19 protein-coding genes and 3 tRNA genes are annotated in these 20,255 nt (G+C 51.3%); 13 read left to right on the top strand and 9 right to left on the bottom strand.

The window, feature by feature from the left end:
* Positions 1–58: 58 nt before the first annotated feature.
* The 3 genes from REIFOR_RS17180 to trmA form a co-directional block, all read right to left on the bottom strand.
* Positions 59–292, bottom strand: a complete 234-nt coding sequence (locus REIFOR_RS17180) for a cysteine-rich CWC family protein (protein ID WP_158524334.1) — start codon at positions 290–292, stop codon at positions 59–61.
* A 51-nt stretch (positions 293–343) separates the two neighbouring features.
* On the bottom strand, positions 344–1,423 hold the full coding sequence (locus tag REIFOR_RS08400) for a class I SAM-dependent methyltransferase (protein WP_100257131.1): 1,080 nt from the start codon (positions 1,421–1,423) through the stop codon (positions 344–346).
* 123 nt (positions 1,424–1,546) lie between these two features.
* Positions 1,547–2,635 carry a tRNA (uridine(54)-C5)-methyltransferase TrmA gene (trmA, locus tag REIFOR_RS08395; RefSeq protein WP_100257130.1) on the bottom strand — a complete coding sequence of 363 codons (1,089 nt, stop codon included), beginning with the start codon at positions 2,633–2,635 and terminating at the stop codon, positions 1,547–1,549.
* A 196-nt stretch (positions 2,636–2,831) separates the two neighbouring features.
* Here trmA and miaE point away from each other — a divergent pair, with 196 nt between their 5' ends.
* Positions 2,832–3,458: a MiaE family protein gene (gene miaE / locus REIFOR_RS08390; protein WP_193437328.1), complete on the top strand. Its 627-nt coding sequence runs from the start codon at positions 2,832–2,834 to the stop codon at positions 3,456–3,458.
* Here miaE and REIFOR_RS08385 read toward each other — a convergent pair.
* Genes REIFOR_RS08385 through folD form a run of 3 tightly spaced genes read right to left on the bottom strand, consistent with a single transcriptional unit; the run spans position 3,455 to position 5,585 of the window.
* Complete coding sequence (locus REIFOR_RS08385) at positions 3,455–4,207, bottom strand: UDP-2,3-diacylglucosamine diphosphatase (RefSeq protein WP_100257129.1); 753 nt, start codon at positions 4,205–4,207, stop codon at positions 3,455–3,457. The two genes, miaE and REIFOR_RS08385, sit on opposite strands and share 4 nt — an antisense overlap.
* Complete coding sequence (locus REIFOR_RS08380) at positions 4,207–4,704, bottom strand: peptidylprolyl isomerase (RefSeq protein ID WP_100257128.1); 498 nt, start codon at positions 4,702–4,704, stop codon at positions 4,207–4,209. The genes REIFOR_RS08385 and REIFOR_RS08380 overlap by 1 nt, the downstream gene beginning before the upstream one ends.
* A gap of 14 nt (positions 4,705–4,718) precedes the next feature.
* Positions 4,719–5,585: a bifunctional methylenetetrahydrofolate dehydrogenase/methenyltetrahydrofolate cyclohydrolase FolD gene (gene folD, locus REIFOR_RS08375; RefSeq protein ID WP_100257127.1), complete on the bottom strand. Its 867-nt coding sequence runs from the start codon at positions 5,583–5,585 to the stop codon at positions 4,719–4,721.
* 212 nt (positions 5,586–5,797) lie between these two features.
* On the opposite strand from folD, the gene REIFOR_RS08370 reads away from it, so the two are divergent.
* The 11 genes from REIFOR_RS08370 to REIFOR_RS08320 all read left to right on the top strand — a co-directional run bounded on the left by REIFOR_RS08370 (position 5,798) and on the right by REIFOR_RS08320 (position 15,476).
* A tRNA-Pro gene (locus tag REIFOR_RS08370) sits at positions 5,798–5,874 on the top strand.
* 34 nt (positions 5,875–5,908) lie between these two features.
* Positions 5,909–5,985: transfer RNA gene (locus REIFOR_RS08365), tRNA-Arg, on the top strand.
* 20 nt (positions 5,986–6,005) lie between these two features.
* Positions 6,006–6,081 (top strand) — tRNA-His (locus REIFOR_RS08360).
* Positions 6,082–6,233: 152 nt separating this feature from the next.
* Positions 6,234–7,547, top strand: coding sequence for a trigger factor (tig, locus tag REIFOR_RS08355; RefSeq protein WP_100257126.1), 1,314 nt, complete (start codon positions 6,234–6,236; stop codon positions 7,545–7,547).
* Positions 7,548–7,660: 113 nt separating this feature from the next.
* Positions 7,661–8,293 carry an ATP-dependent Clp endopeptidase proteolytic subunit ClpP gene (gene clpP, locus REIFOR_RS08350; protein WP_100257125.1) on the top strand — a complete coding sequence of 211 codons (633 nt, stop codon included), beginning with the start codon at positions 7,661–7,663 and terminating at the stop codon, positions 8,291–8,293.
* Positions 8,294–8,416: 123 nt separating this feature from the next.
* Positions 8,417–9,700, top strand: a complete 1,284-nt coding sequence (clpX, locus tag REIFOR_RS08345) for an ATP-dependent Clp protease ATP-binding subunit ClpX (RefSeq protein WP_100257124.1) — start codon at positions 8,417–8,419, stop codon at positions 9,698–9,700.
* A 99-nt stretch (positions 9,701–9,799) separates the two neighbouring features.
* Positions 9,800–12,223 (top strand): endopeptidase La, encoded by a 2,424-nt coding sequence (gene lon / locus REIFOR_RS08340; RefSeq protein ID WP_100257123.1) that lies wholly within the window; start codon positions 9,800–9,802, stop codon positions 12,221–12,223.
* Between the two features lie 159 nt (positions 12,224–12,382).
* Complete coding sequence (locus tag REIFOR_RS08335; protein WP_100257122.1) at positions 12,383–12,655, top strand: HU family DNA-binding protein; 273 nt, start codon at positions 12,383–12,385, stop codon at positions 12,653–12,655.
* Between the two features lie 112 nt (positions 12,656–12,767).
* A complete protein-coding gene (locus tag REIFOR_RS08330) occupies positions 12,768–14,600 on the top strand; it encodes a SurA N-terminal domain-containing protein (RefSeq protein WP_100257121.1) in 1,833 nt (610 codons plus the stop codon).
* Between the two features lie 68 nt (positions 14,601–14,668).
* Entirely contained in the window at positions 14,669–14,902 is a 234-nt protein-coding gene (locus tag REIFOR_RS08325) for a helix-turn-helix domain-containing protein (RefSeq protein WP_100257120.1), read from the top strand.
* Positions 14,886–15,476 carry a KdsC family phosphatase gene (locus REIFOR_RS08320; RefSeq protein WP_100257119.1) on the top strand — a complete coding sequence of 197 codons (591 nt, stop codon included), beginning with the start codon at positions 14,886–14,888 and terminating at the stop codon, positions 15,474–15,476. Before REIFOR_RS08325 ends, REIFOR_RS08320 begins: the two co-directional genes overlap by 17 nt.
* Positions 15,477–15,485: 9 nt before the next feature.
* Here REIFOR_RS08320 and kdsA read toward each other — a convergent pair whose 3' ends face one another.
* Entirely contained in the window at positions 15,486–16,331 is an 846-nt protein-coding gene (gene kdsA, locus REIFOR_RS08315; protein WP_100257118.1) for a 3-deoxy-8-phosphooctulonate synthase, read from the bottom strand.
* 64 nt (positions 16,332–16,395) lie between these two features.
* Between kdsA and dinG the strand changes: the two genes are divergently transcribed.
* Positions 16,396–18,507: an ATP-dependent DNA helicase DinG gene (gene dinG / locus REIFOR_RS08310; RefSeq protein WP_100257117.1), complete on the top strand. Its 2,112-nt coding sequence runs from the start codon at positions 16,396–16,398 to the stop codon at positions 18,505–18,507.
* Between the two features lie 21 nt (positions 18,508–18,528).
* On the opposite strand, the gene REIFOR_RS08305 is transcribed toward dinG, so the two are convergent.
* Positions 18,529–19,602, bottom strand: a complete 1,074-nt coding sequence (locus REIFOR_RS08305; RefSeq protein ID WP_100257116.1) for an agmatine deiminase family protein — start codon at positions 19,600–19,602, stop codon at positions 18,529–18,531.
* A gap of 18 nt (positions 19,603–19,620) precedes the next feature.
* Positions 19,621–20,172, bottom strand: a complete 552-nt coding sequence (locus tag REIFOR_RS08300) for a PilZ domain-containing protein (RefSeq protein WP_158524333.1) — start codon at positions 20,170–20,172, stop codon at positions 19,621–19,623.
* Between the last annotated feature and the right edge of the window lie 83 nt (positions 20,173–20,255).

The following is a 20,255-nucleotide window of genomic DNA, read 5'->3' as shown; positions in this document are numbered from 1 at the left end:
GCCAACCGGTGGTCAGCCTTAGGCGGTCGGTAGGAGTCGATGAAGCCCTGTGCTCGGGCTAAGCATCGCCTACCTCCGAGCCTGCATTAGACCAGAAAGCGGCAATACAGGTTGCGCAGATGCACACTCGGTTGCGCTGCGCAGTCGGCACCTGTGCGAGCAGGGTAGGCGGAATCTCTAGCGCCATACACCAGCAGTCGGCAGCCTTATCGGCGCTACTTCTATTAGTAGAAGCGGCGGAAGCGCACCGGTTATCCGCCAGACAGAGTGGGCAGATTAGCGCATTTTGCATCAAGTCGCCCTCCATGCTTATATCTTTATATCGCCGGCCGACACCCGCGCCCTATTTAATACACTGAATAATATTGAACCGGGCGTTATTGGAGCGCAGCTTGACCGCCTGAAAATGGCGTTTGCAGGCGGTGCGATAATCCAAATGGCGGTTGGCAACCAACCACAGCTGTCCACCCTCAGTTAGGTGTTGGCCGGCATCACGGATCATCTTGACGGCGATGTTTTCAGTTAGGGTCGTGCTCTGATGAAAGGGCGGATTGCAGATAATTAGCTCAAATTGCTCATCGTGAGCCAACTGGTTCAGGCCATTACTGTGCCGATAACTGAGTTTCTCGGTCCAACCGTTTGCCGCCAGGCTGAGTTGCGCCGACGCCAAGCCCTGTTGACTGTCATCTACCAAGCACAGTTCGAGCTCCGGCTGCCGCTGCAGCAGGGCAACTGCCAAAAGTCCATTGCCACAGCCCAGATCCAGCGCCTTGTTGACCTGAGGCATTAGGTTAAAAAAGCCAATAAAGGTGCGCGCCCCGGGATCAATGGTATTTTCCGCATAACAGCCGGGCAGGTTGGTGAATTCGGCCGATAGCTCGGGTACCTGATATTGGCTGTTGCCAACCGATTGGGCCGATGTGATCGGTTTCTGCAGACGAATTACCCGAGCTTTTTTCTCCGCTCGACCGGGTTCAACCTCGGCAAAGAGCTGTTCCATGACCTTTATGTGACCCTTGCCAACATGTTTGACCATGCCCAGAACATAAAACTGGGTCTCAGCCGAGCTGGCCGCAATAAGCTGCTCCAATTGCCATTGAAACAATTTAATTGATTTGGGAATGTGGATGATCACCGTTTGATAGGTGGCCACCGTGGCCAGCTGATCGATTATCTGGGGCAATCGAACGGCATTCTTGCTGCAGTTCAGCTGCAGTGCTTCTTGGGCCATGGCCGAGTCGTGCCACCAGTCCAGATCGCTTTCGTGCAGCGCCACGGCAAGGGCGGCAAAGTCGTCGTTGACGACCACTATTTTGCCGGCGGTACTGGTATTAAGGCGCTCCAAGAGCAGTTCATCGGCGGCGTTCCACGCCTGCAATTGACTGTCTTGTGGAATCCGAACCAAGCGAAAGGCTGAAAACATCTGTTACTCCAAATTTGAGGGGCGGCGGCCGGGGGTCAGGCCGCGGTTATAACGGTTAGATTGTACGCTAAAAGGGTGTCATATTCAGATCTATGCCTGAGTGGCGCATGTCCTGGCGCTGGCTTAACAACGCTCTAAGATGACCCCGGCTTCCATATGATGGGTGTAGGGAAATTGATCGAATAGGGCGCAGGCGGTCATCCTATAGTCACCTTGCAAGGCGGCTATATTGGCGACCATTGATTCTGGGTTACACGACACATAGACGATGCGTCGAAAGCGCTGAATAAGGCTGATGGTGTCCTCATCCAAACCCGCTCGAGGCGGGTCAACCAACACGGTATCAAAGTCATAGGAGGCCATGTCAAACTCATTAAAGCGCCGACTGGGTTCATTTTTAACCCAGGCTTTGGACAGGTCTTCACTGGCCATGCGAGCGATTTTTAAGTTGTCACGTCGATTCAGGCTGATATTTTCTTGGGCGCTCTTAACCGCGGTGCGTGAAATCTCTGTGCCAAGGGCCAAGCGAAAGTTGTGCGACAGGGGAATGGAGAAATTACCATTGCCGCAATACATCTCCATCAGGTCGCCCTGTTGCGAACCCAGTGTTTGTGCGACGGCCCAGCTGACCATCTGTTCACAGACGCCGGCATTGGGCTGAGTAAAGCTGCTCTCATACTGGTGAAAATCGTAGCTCTGGCCGGCGATACTGAGCTGTTCGGTGACAAAGTCTCGGCTTAACACATGCCGTTGCTTGCGTGCCCGACCGATCACCGGGAAGCCCCACACACTCTGCCAATGGTTGCCACGTTCGAGCCAGTCCTCGGCCAATTGCCGATGATATATCAGAGTTATGAGTGCATCGCCGGACTGGGTCGTGAGAAAGTTCACCTGGAATAGCTTATGGCGCAGTTCCGGATCGCTCATCACACCTGCCATAACCTCATCCATTAACCGGTTCAATAACTTTGAGGCCACCGGAAACTCGGTCACCTCGAGCGGTACGGTCGGGTTTTTGGGGTCGAACATGGCGTAATAAGAGCGTGCACCATCATGCCAAATGCGAAACTCCGCACGCATCCGGTAATGGCTCGGTTGCGAAGCGCAAACGCTTAGCGCTGGTCGCGTCCAGTCGGCTAATAGTTCGGTTAGGATAGCTTCTTTGGCGGCCAATTGGCTTTGGTATTGATCAGGAGCAAACGGAAACGGCATTAAACAACTCAAGTCTAGGTGAAAACGCAAATTGTATGAATATTTGCCGTGATATCCACTTTTAGCGGTAAATAGGTCAAATTAATCAACAAACGTAGCATTTTTTTGACCAGTTCTTATAATTCGCGCCCATTAAGGTCCTTTATTAGCACGGGGTGCCTCACAGCAAGAACCAACAAAATAGAAGGGTGGTGCAATGGAACCGGCGGTTATAGACGATCTGTTAGTTGAGATTCGGAGCTTTTTAACCTGTGAAACACCTCAGGAGTGGCTTGATATGGCGGTGACTCAGCTGCCAACCTTGCTGATTGATCACGCCAACTGTGAAAAAAAGGCGGCCTCAACCGCCATGTCACTGATGTTTAAATATATCGACCGACCCGAGTTGTTGGCGAAGATGAGTAAGTTGGCGCGTGAGGAGTTGGTGCACTTTGATCAGGTGCATAAAATAATGCTGTTGCGTGGCATTGACTACATCGAGGTATCGGCTTCACGCTATGCGGCCGGGCTGTTTAAATTGGCGAATCGGCAAGAGCCTTATTTGCTGGTCGATAAATGTATTATCGGTGCTATCGTCGAAGCTCGCTCCTGTGAGCGTTTCGCCCGATTGATACCCTTTTTAGACGATGATTTGGCCAAGTTCTATTTTTCGCTCTTGCGCAGTGAATGTCGGCACTATGGTGACTATCTGGGTTTGGCCCAGCAATACAGCGTCGAGCCGATTACTCCTCGCGTCGAACTCTTCCTCGCGGCCGAACAAGAACTGATTACCCGTCCCGATAATGAATTTCGTTTTCACAGTGGCCCGCCACTAGCGGCTTAAAATACCGGTTGGGCTATCGCGAACTGGTGTAACGAGTGCCCCGTTGCGTTTAACTGGGCATACCAGCCAAGATGATGCCAATCGCCCAATACCAACCGGGTATGCATAGCCTTGTCGTGCTCATAAGTGTGGATGTCGGCCCGATGGGTGTGACCGTGAATCATCAGTTGGCAGCCCAGGCGAGCGAAAGCGGCCGCAATGGTTTGCTCGTTAACATCGATATAGACCGGGTTGGTCTGAAAGCGGAATTTGGATCGTGCCCGCAAGCTTTCTGCCAGCCGGACCCGGTATTTTTTCGGTAAGCCGAGTAGGGCGGAGAGCACGAGAGGATGGCGAATCACTGCGCGGAAGCGCTGGTAACTCACATCGTCGCTGCAATATTGATCACCATGAGTCACGACGACCTGCCGATTGGCTATCTTGAAGTGACTTTCATCTGCGAGCACAGTCATCTGACAACGGCTGGCATAGCGCTTGCCAAGTGCAAAATCTCGATTCCCCGCGACAAAAAAGATCTGTATTTGCGCGCTATTGGCAATATGGGCTAGCGCGATGGCGACTTGGTTGGCTAGATCGCTGGTTGCATCATCACCGACCCAATATTCAAAAAAGTCTCCGAGTATAAAGAGTGCCTCGGTTGATTCTGGAATCCAGCGTAAAAAGTCAAAAAAAGCCCGAACGACGTCCGGGCGATCTTCGGTCAAATGGATGTCCGAGATGAACAGCGCATTCTCAAAAGACTGGATCATTAATCGACCATTGTGGCGGATTCGATGATTACATCGTCGGTCGGCACGTCTTGATGGCCGGCCTTAGAGGTAGTGGGCACCGCTTTGATGCGGTCAACCACTTCGGTGCCGTCAATGACTGCACCAAATACGGCATAACCCCAACCATCTGCAGTTTCAGACTTAAAATCGAGAAAGCTGTTATCGGCGACATTGATAAAAAACTGACCGGTTGCTGAGTGCGGATCCATGGTGCGGGCCATAGCCAAGCTATATTTAGTGTTTTTGACACCATTGTTGGCTTCATTTTTAATCGCCGCACCGCTGGCGCGTTGGGTCATGCCCGGCTCAAAGCCGCCACCCTGAACCATAAAGCCATTGATCACCCGGTGAAAGATCAGACCGTTGAAATAACCATCTTCCACGTATTGCTGAAAATTCGCCGCCGATTTAGGGGCTTTGTCAAAATCCAGTTGAATCTTGATATCGCCCATAGAGGTCTTAAGTAAAACGTTCATCGTCTATCCTTTTATTAATTGGTAATGCCAAGATGCAATTGTTTTGCAGCAATTAGGGTGTTTTCCATTAGGGTGGCCACTGTCATTGGGCCGACACCACCGGGAACCGGCGTTATCCAGCCGGCACGATCGTAGGCGGCCTCAAATTCGACATCGCCGACAATCTGGTTGTGTTCATTGCGGTTGATGCCAACATCGATAACGATAGCACCAGGTTTGATCCATTCGCCTTTTACCAGGCCAGGTTTGCCGGCCGCAACAACGACTATATCGGCGTCGCGGACATGTTTTTCCAGATTCTGGGTGAAGCGATGGGTCGTAGTCACCGTCGCACCGGCCAAGAGCAGTTCCAGGGACATGGGCCTTCCAACGTGATTGGATGCGCCGACCACAACCGCCTCCTTGCCGCGCACGGCTTCGCCGGTACTCTGTAACAGCGCCATAATACCTTTCGGAGTGCAGCTCTCGAGCAGAGGTCGGCGCTGCGCCAAGCGACCGATATTGAATGGATGAAAGCCATCAACATCCTTATCGACCTTTATCCGTTCAACGATGGTATCGGCGTTAATGTGCTCGGGTAACGGCATCTGCACCAGGATACCGTCTATAGAGGCGTCCTCATTTAGGGTGTCGATCAGATCAAGGATTTCCTTTTCCCGCGCTGTTGTGGGGAATTCATAGGTTTTTGACTTAAAGCCAACGTCGTTACAGGCCTTCATCTTACTGCCAACGTATTTTTGCGAGGCAAAATCAGACCCCACTAATATAACCGCCAAGCCCGGCGGGCGGTGGCCTTGGCTAGTTAAAGCCTTTACTTCGAGGGATATCTTAGCAACCAGCTCGGCCGCAATGGCCTTGCCGTCAATTATTTTCGCAGTCACTCAATCACCTTGTCGGCTAGGGTTAGAAGTCAATCCGCTATTTTCTCACGCGACTGACCAGACGGCAACCCGCTTGTGCGTCATTCCTGAGGCGCGTTTTGTGTACGCAAAATAGGCTACCGCGTTGTTTTTTAAGATTTTTTTTAAATAACGTTTGACGCAAGGTGAGTCCATCATTAATATGCGCCCCACGTTGACGGACACGGATCGATCGGAGCATAGCGCAGCTTGGTAGCGCATCTGGTTTGGGACCAGAGGGTCGGGGGTTCGAATCCCTCTGCTCCGACCAAAATCGATAGGTGAACGGCAGAACGGGCTGGAATGCGCTCGTAGCTCAACCGGATAGAGCACTCCCCTTCTAAGGGAGTGGTTGCAGGTTCGAGTCCTGCCGGGCGCACCAAAACACAACGTACAGATATGGTGGGCGTAGCTCAGTTGGTAGAGCCCCGGATTGTGATTCCGGTGGTCGTGGGTTCGAGCCCCATCGTCCACCCCAATATTTGAAAAGGCCGTTTATACGGCCTTTTTTTTTGCCTAAATCGGTTAAAAACTAAATTAACGGTACTTTAGGCCTTGATTATGGGCTGCTGCCTCCTTAGAGTAACAGCCCAAATTTTTTCCGTATTTTTATAATTAAGAGGAAGCCTCATGCAAGTTTCTGTCGAGACAACCGCTGGTCTTGAACGCCGCATGACTGTCGGCGTACCAGCAAATGAAATTGATAATGCTGTTAGTCAAAAATTAAAGGACACCGCCCGACGAGTTAAGATCGACGGCTTTCGTCCCGGCAAGGTTCCTATGTCTGTCGTCAAGCAACGTTTTGGCGAAGGTATTCGCGCTGAAGTTCTTGAAGATGTTGTGCGTAACCACTACGTCCAAGCGATCTCCGCTGAAAAAATCATTCCAGCCGGCGCACCGCGCATCGAGTTCACCAAAGACATCACGGGCCAGGACGTAGAGTTTACTGCGACCTTTGAAGTCTTTCCGGATGTCACCTTGGCCAGTTTTGACGGCATTGAACTTGAGAAAATGACTGCCACTGTTACCGATGCTGATATCGATACGATGCTCGAAAATCTGCAAAAGCAGCGCGCCAACTTTGTGGCCGTGGATCGGGTCGCTCAGTTGACCGATCGGGTTAAGATTGACTTTGCCGGCAAGATTGACGGCGAACTGTTCGACGGCGGCAGCGCTGAAGGGCAGTCGGTCACCCTAGGTTCTGGCCAGATGATTCCAGGATTCGAATCGGGCATCGAAGGCATGGCTGTTGGCAGCGAGAAGGCTATCGACGTAACCTTTCCAGAAGATTACGGCAACAAAGAATTGGCCGGTAAGCTCGCTGTTTTTGACATTAAGGTGTTGGAAGTTGCTGAAGCTGAATTGCCTGAGTTGAACGCCGAGTTTTTTACCGCCTTTGGCGCAGAAGGCAAGGACGTAGAGACGTTTAAGGTTGAAGTCCGCCAGAACATGGAGCGTGAGGCCCGTACCGCGTTAGATGGACAGCTGAAAAACGCCGTTATCGACCAACTGGTTGCGGCCAATGAATTTGATGTCCCGAAAGCATTGGTGCAAGAAGAGATTCAACGTCTGAAGCAGCAAGCCGTTAAGCAGTTCGGCGAGCAATCCCAGATAGATCCTAGTGCATTGCCGGACGATTTGTTCAGCGAACAGGCTGCTCGACGGGTCAAAATCGGCCTGATTATGAATGAAGTGGTAACGTCTGCCGAGATTAAGGCTGATGAAGCCGCGGTTAAGAGCTATATCGCAGACCAAGCGTCGGTATATCAGGATCCGCAACAGGTTATTGATTATTATAGTAATAATGCTGAAATGTTAGATCAAGTTAAGGCCGTAGTGGTTGAAAACGCCGCAGTTGACCATATCTTATCAAAATGTAAAATTGTTGACACGGCTGTCAGCTATGAAGAAGCCATTAAATCAAAGACCGCAGCGCAGGGTTAAGCACCACTAACCCGCAGCAAGGCAATTGGTTTAAACGACTACAATAAAAGTTGGCTCTTCATTTTGGAAGCCAGCTTTTTTTTGTTTCATTACTTTTAAGTAGGAGTCTTTATATGTCATCAGATCGCCAACCGGGTTTCGCCAGCGAGATAGTCAATGCAGGTGGCTTGGTTCCAATGGTCATAGAGCAGACCTCCCGAGGCGAGCGCTCATTCGACATATATTCCCGATTATTGAAGGAAAATGTCATCTTTTTGATCGGCCCGATCGAGGATTACACAGCCAATCTGGTCGTAGCTCAATTGCTGTTTCTAGAAAGCGAAAATCCAGATAAGGATATTCACCTCTATATCAATTCACCCGGGGGCTCGGTCACCGCGGGCATGGCCATATACGACACCATGCAGTTTATTAAGCCTGATGTAAGTACCATGTGTATCGGTCAAGCCGCCAGTATGGGCGCGTTGCTGTTAGCGGGCGGCGCTAAAGACAAACGTTATTGTCTGCCCAATTCCCGTATGATGATTCACCAACCACTTGGTGGATATCAGGGCCAAGCGACCGATATTGAGATTCATGCGCGAGAAATACTCTCAATGAAACAGCGTTTGAATGAAATTATGGCCTATCATACCGGTAGACCATTCGATGAAGTCGAAAAGGATACCGATCGAGATAATTTCCTCACCGCGGAACAAGCCGTGGAATATGGATTGATCGATAAGGTCATTGCGACTCGCTCTTAGTTAAGATATGTCGCAGCCTGCCCGTGATTTCCGCACAAAAAACAGGAATTGACGGGTACAGGGCTTGCCTTTTGGGCCAGTCGGTTGCATCTTTGTTAGATAGAAAGGTATTGGAGTATTTACATGGCTGACGATAAAACCAGAAAGGGCGACGACGGCAAACTGCTCTATTGTTCTTTCTGTGGGAAGAGCCAGCATGAAGTCAGAAAGCTGATTGCCGGCCCGTCGGTATTTGTCTGTGACGAATGTGTCGATCTATGTAACGACATTATTCGCGAAGAGTTACAGGAAATTGCCCCTAAGAGTGACAGTGCCAAGTTACCAGTGCCCGCTGAAATACGCGAAACACTGGACGAATATGTTATTGGCCAAGAACGCGCCAAGATGGTGTTGTCGGTCGCGGTATACAATCATTACAAGCGTTTGCAGTATGCTGAAACGAATAGCGATGTTGAGCTGAGTAAGTCCAATATCTTGCTTATCGGCCCGACGGGAAGCGGTAAGACATTGCTCGCCGAAACGATGGCGCGGCTATTAAATGTCCCGTTCACCATCGCCGACGCAACGACGCTAACCGAGGCCGGTTATGTCGGGGAAGATGTCGAAAACATCATTCAAAAGCTGCTGCAGAAGTGTGATTATGATGTCGAAAAGGCCCAACGTGGCATAGTCTATATTGATGAAATCGACAAAATCTCACGTAAATCGGACAACCCATCGATCACACGTGATGTCTCCGGCGAGGGTGTGCAGCAAGCCCTGCTCAAACTGATCGAGGGCACGGTAGCCTCCGTGCCGCCGCAGGGCGGCCGCAAGCATCCGCAGCAGGAGTTTTTACAGGTCGATACCGCCAACATCCTCTTTATTTGTGGCGGCGCTTTTTCAGGTCTGGAGAAGGTTATTCAGCATCGAACTGAAAAGGGCGGTATCGGCTTTAATGCCGAGGTGATCAAAAAAGACGAGCGTCTGATCGGTTCCATCATCTCCGAGGTTGAACCTGAGGACTTGGTTAAATATGGCCTAATACCTGAATTTATTGGCCGCTTGCCGGTCGTTGCAACGTTAAGAGAGCTCGACGAGGAGGCCTTGATGCAAATCTTGACCCAACCGAAGAACTCCTTAGTGAAGCAGTATCAAAAGCTGTTTGATATGGAATCGGTTGAGCTCGACATCCGCGAAAGCGCCCTCAAAGCGATCGCTCAAAAGGCGATGCAGCGCAACACCGGGGCACGGGGGTTGCGCTCGATCTTGGAAAATGTGTTGCTCGATACCATGTATCGAGTGCCATCAGAGGCTAATGTCACTAAGGTGGTGATTGATGAGTCGGTGATTAACGGCGAGTCTGAGCCCTTATTAATTTACCAAAGCACCGAGTCTCAACGGGTCGCAAGCGGTAACGCAGACTGACTAAGCGGGCTTCGGCCCGTTTTTTTTTGCTAAGCTATTGATATCCTTCAATTTGCCGCCATAGTTGATGAAAGTGTTTTCTATTATTCTGAGGTTTACATGGCGCATCCGGACCTAACCGAAAGTCTGTCGTTGGACTTACCCCTGTTACCATTAAGAGATGTTGTGGTCTATCCACACATGGTTATCCCATTATTTGTCGGTCGCCCAAAGTCTATTGCGGCGCTGCAACATGCGATGGATCACGACAAGAAAATCTTGCTTGTGGCGCAGAAGAACGCCAAAGACGATGAACCCAATCACCAAGATCTCTATCAAGTCGGCACCCTGGCTACTGTCCTTCAACTGCTCAGGTTGCCCGATGGTACGGTCAAGGTATTGGTTGAGGGAATTGACCGTGTCGCTTTGGAGGAAATTGTCGAGCAAGAAGATTTCCTAACCGGCAAAGCCGTTGTCCTAAGCAGCAATGTTTTGACAGAGCGCGAGCAGGAGTCGTTGGTGCGCATTCTAATGGCGCAATTCGACAAATATGTTCAGCTTAGCAAAAAAGTGCCATCGGAGGTTATTACCTCTTTGAACAGCATCGAAAACCCTGGGCGCTTAGCCGATACCATTGCATCGCACCTCTCACTAAAGGTTGATGAGAAACAAAAGGTTCTTGAAGTAGCGGGGGAGCGAGATCGAATTGAACATCTGCTGACGCTGCTGGAGTCCGAGATAGATCTGTTGGAAGTTGAAAAACGCATCCGTGGACGCGTAAAAAAACAGATGGAGAAATCGCAGCGCGAGTATTATCTCAATGAACAGATCAAGGCCATCCAGAAAGAACTGGGTGATCTCGACGAAAATAATGCCACCGAGGTCGAAGACCTGGCGCGTCGGATCGGCGAAGCCGGCATGCCGAAAGACGCTAAAGACAAAGCATTGGCAGAGTTAAATAAACTCAAGATGATGTCGCCGATGTCAGCGGAAGCCTCGGTGGTGCGTAATTACCTCGATTGGATGCTCGGCGTCCCGTGGGCCAAACGATCGCGTGTTCGCCACGATCTGGCCAAGGCTAAAGCGGTACTGGAAGCCGATCACTACGGTCTCGATGAGGTCAAGGCCCGGATCTTGGAATATCTTGCCGTTCAACAGCGCGTCAAGAAAGTCAAAGGGCCGGTACTGTGCCTGGTTGGGCCGCCAGGGGTGGGTAAGACCTCTCTGGGGCAATCCATTGCCAATGCCACCAATCGCTCGTTTGTGCGCATGGCACTGGGTGGTGTGCGCGATGAGTCGGAAATCCGCGGCCATCGGCGAACCTATATTGGTTCAATGCCGGGTAAGGTGGTGCAAAAGCTCAGCAAAGCTGGGGTTCGTAATCCGCTGTTCTTGCTCGATGAAATTGACAAGATGGGTATGGATCATCGCGGTGATCCAGCCTCGGCCTTACTCGAGGTCTTGGATCCGGAACAAAACCATACCTTCAACGACCATTATCTTGAGGTAGACTTCGACTTATCCGACGTAATGTTTGTTTGCACCTCCAACAGCATGAATATACCGGTACCGTTGCTTGATCGAATGGAAGTCATTCGAATCCCGGGCTATACCGAAGACGAAAAATTAAATATTGCACAGCGCTACCTCACGCCGAAGCAGGTTTCTGCCAATGGCTTGAAAAAAGACGAGGTACTCTTTTCAGATAGCGCTATTATTTCGCTGATTCGGCATTATACTCGAGAGGCCGGCGTACGTGGCTTAGAACGAGAAATAGCCAAAATATGCCGAAAAGTGGTTATGGCTAATGTGTTGGGTGACAGCAAAACATTGACCACCATTGATAATACCAATATTGAACTGTATTCTGGGGCTGAGAAGTTCAAGTACGGCATTGCCGACAAGGAAAATCAGGTCGGCATGGTCACAGGACTCGCTTGGACGTCCGTGGGCGGGGAACTGCTCAATCTGGAAGCCACGTGTGTGGACGGCAAGGGCGTAGTGTTACGCACCGGCTCGCTCGGCGATGTAATGAAAGAGTCGATACAAGCGGCCATGACCGTAGTGCGCAGTAGGGCGCAAAAATTGGGTATAGTACCTAATTTTCACGAGACTAAAGATATCCATATACATGTTCCAGAAGGCGCAACGCCAAAAGATGGACCTTCTGCTGGCGTTGGGATGTGTACCGCATTAGTATCGGTACTTACTAAGATTCCAGTACGGGCAGACGTTGCCATGACTGGCGAGATTGCGCTACGCGGACAGGTTCTGCCAATTGGCGGACTTAAGGAAAAATTACTAGCCGCTCATCGTGGTGGTATAAAAATAGTGATTATTCCGCGCGAAAATATCGGTGATCTAAAAGAGATACCTGATAATATAAAAAATGAAATAGACATTCGTCCGGTCTCTTGGATCGACGAGGTATTAGAAATAGCCTTAGAAACTGTTCCTAAACCCTTGTCCGATGAAGAGGTCGCTGCGGCAATTTCGAAGCAGAAATCAAAAAACAGCACCGAAAGCAGCATTAGTACGCACTAAGCAGCTTGACAGGGGTTTTTTGAGACTGGTATAAGTTGTCTCCGGAATGATAAAAAAGCTACGAAGAATTAATTAACAAGGTGCTGGGTGGTCTGCTGATACTTAATTAGCTTTTCAACAGTAATCTTATATCTATAAAACTAAGTGAAGGGGAATAGTGTGAATAAATCTGAATTGATTGATGCGGTTGCGGCTGCGGCTGACTTATCAAAAGCGGCCGCAGGTCGAGCATTGGATGCAATGGTCGATTCCGTGACGGGCGCTTTGAAAGACGGCGACCAAGTCGTATTAGTGGGTTTTGGTACCTTCTCTGTTAAAGATCGCGCCGCTCGTACAGGCCGCAATCCTCAAACAGGTGCACCCATTGAAATCAAGGCCGCTCGTGTACCGAGTTTCAAAGCCGGTAAAGCTTTGAAAGACGCGGTAAACTGAGTCAGTCAGGCGGATTAACATCCGTCGCTCCAGATGTTTTGGATAGTAGCGTGTCAATTGATGCGCTTTTTTTTTATTTAATAAGAGCTTATAAAGCGGGGTTGAAAATTCAATGCTCCAGGCCTTTCGAAATTCAGCAAAGGGTAAGGTAGGTAAAACCATCGTTGGTTTGATCGTTATTACCTTCGTATTCTTTGGCGCCGAATCCATAATTTCAATTGCCGGCAACTCGGCACCGGCAACGGTTAATGGTGACGACATCTCCGAGAATGATTACCAGCGATTGCTAAACAGCCGTCAACAAGAGTTGACCAGTCAGTATGGCGCGGAAATCGGTTCTCAACTGGCAAACTCACCATTCCTACGCCAAGAAGTTCTGAACATCCTCATTAATCAAAAATTGCAGGCGCAGTTAACTCAGGACCTAAAATTCGAAGTATCGGATGACCAGGTTTTGAAAACCTTAACCGAAGTGCCTGCCTTTCAATTGAATGGCAAATTCGATCAAGACATGTATCTGAACCTGCTGTCGGCCAATGGCTTTAATCACAAGTCCTTTATAGCGTCCCAACGGGCACAGGCCGCGTTAACGCAGATGCAATCGGGTTTGGTGAACAGCGCTTTTGTCAATGAAAAGTCTGTTGCTCGCTATGCCTCCTTGGATGCACAGCAGCGAAAAGTAGCCTATCGAACCCTGTCTGCGGCCGATTATCTGGCCTCAGTAGCGCCCAGTACTGACGACCTGCAGGCCTATTATGACGAAAATCAGGATCAGTTTCTCAGTGAGGAGCGGGTCAAGGTCAAGGTCGTGCGTGTTGCTATGGCAGATATGATCGCCGATGCATTGGTCACTGACGACGAAATCGACAGCGCCTACCAGTCCTACCTGGCAGCATTGGCAAGTAATGAGCAACGCACCGTTTCGCATATCCTGTTTGCCGATGGCGCCGACAATGCTGCCGAAGCTCAAAGTGCATTGGCGCGACTGGCTGCGGGTGAAGCCTTTGCCGATCTTGCCACCGAGTTGTCTGATGATCCGGGCAGTGCCGAATTTGGTGGTTCATTGGGTGAGCTCATTCCAGATGTCTATGTCGCGGAGTTTTATAACGCGGCGATGGAATTGACTCAGGAAGGCGATGTATCTGACTTGGTCACTACTGAATATGGTGTTCACCTGATTCAGCTGGATTCCTTATCCACGGCCCAGGCCGCTTCATTGGCCGATCAGACTGCCGAGTTAACGGCAGTATTGAAAGAGCGTAAAGCACGGGATGAAATGATCCTAGTGGCCGCCGATTTGGCTGACGATGCCTTTGCCTCCGATGATATTGCCGATGTGGCGCTTAACTTTCAGACCGACGTGATCGAAACCGACTGGCTAACACGCAGCTCGGACGATGAGCTGATGGCCGAAGATGGTTTTGCCGCCGCGGTGTTCTCGCCCACAGTGGTCGATGACGGCATGATCAGTTCTGTTGTTAAAACCGCTGCCGGCGACCTGATTGTGGTCCAGAAATTGGATTATCAAGGCGAAGCCGTTAAGCCTTTTGTTGAGGTTGAGACCGATATCCGTACCTTGGTAGCCGATCGTATGGCGACTGAACTGATGTCAGCCGCATTGGCCGATATATTAGCCAGCACAGTTGCTTTAGATGATAATTGGACCGACCCGGAGCTTATCGATCGCAACGCGACCGGCCTGCCTGACAACGTGGTTGAGAAAGCCTTTACCTTGCCAGCACCGGTTAATGGTCTCAGTGTAGCAACATTGGAAGATGGTGATCTGGCCTATGTTATCGCCGTCACTGAGGTGGTCGATACATCTCCAAGCGAGACTCAACAGCTGGCCGCAAAGAAGTTCGCTACAACCTTTGCCGGCAGTGCTCAGTACCAGGTTTTGTTTAACCAGGTGCGTGAAGCCGCCGATATTAGCATCCGTCCTTAGTTTGATCGGAGCTTGATGGGTTTATGATAGGCTGCTTCGGCAGCCTTTTTATTTTGGGTAGGGCAGGTATGACAGTTCAGGTTGAAAAATTGGCCGCTTTGCTGGCTGAAAACGCGCTCAGCGTGGAAGAATTTGCCAACTGTATGGGTATCTCGGTGAAACAGGCCGGATCCCTGTGCAAGGGAACCCGCGTGATCTCGACGAGCTTCGCCAGACAGATAGAACAAACCTTCAGCAAGCCCGATCGCTGGCTTGATAATGATCTTCCGGATGGCGGACCCCACTATGACCTCTTCGGATAACGCTACCGGCGCGCGCGATGCACTCAACCTCCGACTAAAGGCCATCAAGTTGGTGGTCTTCGATGTCGACGGGGTGTTGACCGACGGCCGACTTTATTACTCAGCACAAGGCGAGGCTTTAAAGGTCTTTAATGTTAAAGATGGGGTGGGTATTAAACTCCTGCACGACTGTCAGGTGCAGGTTGCAATCATGACGGCGAAAGACTCGCCCATGGTGGCTCAGCGGATGGCCGATCTGGGCATCAAACACTACTTTGCCGGCGTGAAGGATAAGCGCTTTCAGCTCGATGCCTTGGCGACGCAAGAGGCTTTGGCCCCGGCGCAACTGTGCTTTGTCGGAGACGATATGGTCGATTTGCCAGCCATGTCTCTGGCTGGCGTGGGTATCTGCCCGGCGGATGCCTACAGCCTGGTCCGCCAGGCCGCCGATCTGGTCACGCCGATGGATGGTGGGCAGGGTGTGGCGCGCTTTGTTTGTGACCTGATTCTGATGGCCCAGGGGAAATATGATCACGCCTATGCACAGTCCATGACGCCCCAGTTCGAGAAAAACCGCACCGGAACGCCACAATAGAGCACCCGCTTAGCCAGTGATCAGGTCAGGTTGTGACTTAACCAGCTCGTCGAGCGCCTTCATCTGCTCGAGAAACGGACGCAGTAAGGCGAGGGGCAGGGCAGAGGGTCCGTCACAGCGTGCCTGACTTGGGTCCGGATGGGCTTCAAGGAAGAGCCCGGCGATCTTCTGCGAGATACCGGCGCGCGCTAAATCGGTTACCTGGCCGCGTCGACCGTCGGCTGAGTCACTGCGACCGCCCGGTTTTTGCAACGAGTGGGTCACATCAAAGATCAACGGAAAGCCGGTTTCCTTCATAATGCCAAAGCCAAGCATATCGACAACTAGGTTGTTGTAACCAAAACAGCTACCCCGCTCACAGAGAATCAATCGATCGTTACCCGCTTCCTGAAATTTCGTTAAAATATGGGCCATCTCATGGGGCGCCAAGAATTGAGCCTTCTTGATATTGATCACGGCCTGGGTTTTGGCCATGGCCATTACCAGATCGGTTTGGCGCGATAAGAAAGCTGGCAATTGAATCACGTCGGCAACCTCGGCCACCGGTGCGGCCTGGAAGGGCTCGTGAATATCGGTGATAATCGGTACTCTGAAGGTGTCCTTAATATCCTGTAATATCCGCAAACCCTCTTCCAGACCCGGGCCTCGATAGCTGTTTACCGAGCTACGGTTGGCCTTATCGAAGCTGGCCTTAAAGACATAGGGTATATTCAACGCCTCGGTCACCGTGACATAGGCTTCGGCCGCTTGCATCGCCAGATCGCGACTTTCTAGGACATTGATGCCCCCAAACAGGGTAAAGGGTTGATCGTTGCCACATTGGACCTGACCGATTGATACGACGCGTTGGTGCATTGGTGTTTCCTCAAATATCGAAAGTAGGCTATTGTAGCGATCTTTTCCTGTAAACCAAATTCTAATGTTATCCGATTCAGTCAAAACCACCATACAAACAGCCTATTCCCAATACCTCACCTGCAAAGCGCTTACCGCGCGCGTCGGTCAACGCAGTATGTTGGCACAGGTGGCGCGAACGTTAGGGGGCCTGGAATGCGATGCCGAGGGCCATAGGCTGGGCGATGCCGCCATTGCAGTGATTGAGGCCGGCACCGGGACCGGCAAAACCGTTGGTTATGTGCTCAGCGCGATACCGGTGGCGATGGCCAAGGAAAAAAAATTGGTCATCTCGACCGCGACGGTTGCGCTGCAAGAACAGGTCGTGACCAAGGATATCCCCGACATCCTGAAGCATACCAATCTAGAGTTTAAGGCGGTCTTAGCCAAGGGCCGGGGCCGGTATCTCTGTACCCATAAACTGGAACAGCTGATTCAATTTTACAGCGGCACGGTGGTCGCTATGTCTCTGTTTGAGGAGACCATGGCCGCCGATGAAGCCACCTTGCTGCAATACAATGAGCTAATGGGCACCTTTGGGTCCGGACAGTGGAGCGGCGACCGCGACCAGTGGCCCGATAAATTACCCGACTCGACCTGGTTCACCGTGACCTCAACGCATCGGGAATGCCTCAATCGGCGCTGTCCGCACTATCAGAACTGTCCGTTCTTCGAGGCCCGTAAGGCACTGGAAGACGCCGATGTGATTATCGCCAATCACGACTTGGTGATGGCCGATCTGGCCTTGGGCGGCGGTGCGATCTTGCCGGCCCCGGAAGACACCATCTATATCTTCGATGAGGGTCACCATCTGCCGGATAAGGCCCTGATGCATTTTGCCAATCAGCTGACGGTCAAGTTTATGCTCAATCAGCTCGAGAGCTGGCGCAAGCAGGTACCCAAGGTGCGCCTGGAACTGGCCTATGGGGATCACTCCGAGCGTTTAATGGACGATCTATCCGATGGGCTGATTCAATGTCACCAGCATCTGGCCATGGCCTGGACAACGTTGCAACCCTGGTTTGAACGCTTGAATTCCGACGATCGCACCCTGACCTTGATGCAACCGGAACAACGCGAGCCCCTGAATGAAATTCTAATTCCTCTCCAGTCGCCCTTTGTGGCGCTTTACACGACCCTGGCTGCGATTGAAGAGAGTATCCGTAAGCGCTTGTCTGGCACCACCGATGTCGACGAAAAGGACCGCCTACAATTGGCACTGCCGGTTATCGGCCGTTGGCTATCGCGCATTGAACCGGCGCGCGATCTGATCGCCAGTTGGCTGCGCCCCGATCCAGAGCAATATCCACCCACCGCGCGCTGGCTCGATCGCATCGACACACCGGAAAATCAGGATCTGGTGCTCAACACCAGTCCGGTGTCGGCCAACCAGGTGTTGCGCGCTTTCCTCTGGAATCGTTGCGCTGGGGCCATCGTGACATCGGCGACCTTGACCATCGAAGGTAAATTCGATCGCTTTATGAATCAAGCCGGCCTGGGGCCTTCGGCGGACTTGTTACGCCTAGACAGTCCTTTCGATTACCCCAACAGGGTAGTGGTTAAGATCCCAGAATTTGCCGTCGATGGCGGCAAACGCGAAATCCACACCCAATCCATTGTCGAACTGGTAAATACCCTGTTGCCCAAGGAAACCGGGAATCTGGTGCTGTTTTCATCGCGCGCTCAGATGCAAGAGGTCTATTCGCTGTTGGGGCCGGATTGGCGTGAACTGATTACCCTGCAGGACGATTTACCGAAAACGGCGCTCTTGGCCCACCATCGGGAACGCTTGGAGCGCGGCAGCGGCTCGACACTCTTTGGTTTGGCCAGTCTGTCGGAGGGTGTTGATCTGCCGGGTAACTATCTGACCCACTTGGTGATTGCCAAAATCCCTTTTGGCGTACCGGATGATCCCATTAATTCGACCCTGTCCGGTTGGCTCGAACAAAAGGGGCTAAACCCCTTTAGCCTGGTGACCTTGCCATCGGCAACGATCCGACTAGTACAGGCTTGTGGGCGGCTGATTCGGCATGAAACCGACAGTGGCACCATCTGGTTTATGGATCGGCGCATCGTGGAGCGGCGCTATGGCCGCAGCATTATTAAATCACTGCCCAATTTTCGCTGGGAATACTAACGCGGCCGGGCAGGCCGCGGGTCAGCCCATGGTGCCGGGCAGGCTCTCGAAGCGGCCTTTGAAATTGACCGACCCCTCGATGAGCTGCATGGTGATGCAGTGCAGCGAACCGTGCTCCTCGATCAGTGGCAGGGCATTGATCCCCCTAATAAAATGATTCGGAAAGGCCCGTTGCACTAGCTCTATAGCCAATATATCCATCGGGTCATCATAGGTCGGTACCAGAACCAGCTTATTGGTGATCAAAAAGTTAGCGTAGGTGGCCGGCAGTCGGTGCCCATCAGCGGCAAACTTGGCCGACGGCCAAGGCAATTCAATCAGGTCATAGGCCACACCATCGTTGGTGCGAAAAGCCGCCAACTCAGCTTTCATCTGAACCAGGCTGGCATAATGGCTGTCCAACGGATCGGTACAACCCTGATAAATTATCGTTGAGACGGATGCAAAGCGGGCCAGGGTGTCGATATGGGCATCGGTGTCGTCGCCCTCTAACGCACCGGATTCCAGCCAAAGCATTCTGTTTGCGCCTAGGCAGCTTGCCATGCGCTCTTCGACCTGAGCCCTAGATACCTTGCCGTTTCGATTGGTGTTCAATAGACAGGCACTGGTGGTCAACAGGGTGCCTTGGCCGTCGGATTCCAAACTACCGCCTTCAAGCACCCAGTCAATCGATGTGGTGGCCACCACAAGGCCCAGATCGGCCATAGCGCGATTCAACTGGTTATCCAATTGCGCTTCGAACTTATTGCCCCAGCCGTTAAAGGTAAAGTCCAACAGCTTGGTCATACCCTGGTCTAAAACGCCAATAGGGCCGTGGTCGCGGGCCCAGGTGTCATTGCTGGCTAGGACCACGAAGTGGCATTTGCTCAAATTGGCTTCAGACTGAGTCAACTTGCGCAATAGTTTTTCCAGATCGACACTCGGGTGCAATTGAATAATCATATCCTGATAGTGGGACAGGGTCGTCGTCAGATCTATATAGCTTAGTTCAACAAAGCTTAGGTTCGCGGCCCATGCACTCAAGGCATGCGGCCAGGTAATGAGTATTGCATCTTGCTGATGCCATTCGGCTGGGAGTACTAGGTGGTCAGTCATCCGTTGGGGGAGTCTCGTTTAGGTGTTATGAAGATTGGTTTGTGCTTTAAACATCAACTTTAACAGCGTCTGTTGCTGCGATTCTAAAAGATTTTCAAAGCGGAAATGATATTTTCGCAGCCCATCGCGGTCGCTCTGTTCGGTCAGGGTCGCGAGGGTAAATAGGGAGAAATAACTTGGGGTGAAAATTAGCGCCAAGGCCATACGATCACCCACTTCAAGGGTATCGGGTAAGACAATTGAGCAGCCCCCGGTGCTGATATCGATCAGTTGCGTCTTTAGGTTGTTCGCTTGGGCCGTTTGGATGTCGATCAGTTTGGCCATCAGACTGATTTTTTGCTGCAACAGGTCGAGTATTTTGCGCACCGCAATGTCTTTAATCCGGTCACTGATGAGGTTCATTTCCTGTTCGATCACCGCCGACTGGGATTGCAATGCCATGACATGCAATTCGGGGAAACAGTCACTGGCGTCAACAATCCGGCTACCATCGACCTTCACGGCGCTCACCATTGCATTCATTTCAACTCGAAAAGAGTCACGCCGATCATCGGGTATAGAGGGTTTCATCTGTTCGCCTGTTGTCATTGTTGTGTAAAATAGATCTCATGGTGAATTGTAGTCAATATAGTTGCCGTTCGCTGCTATTTATG

This window comes from Reinekea forsetii (genome assembly GCF_002795845.1).
In the GTDB taxonomy this organism is placed as follows: Bacteria; Pseudomonadota; Gammaproteobacteria; order Pseudomonadales; family Natronospirillaceae; genus Reinekea; species Reinekea forsetii.
This window is presented reverse-complemented; position numbering and strand designations above follow the sequence as displayed.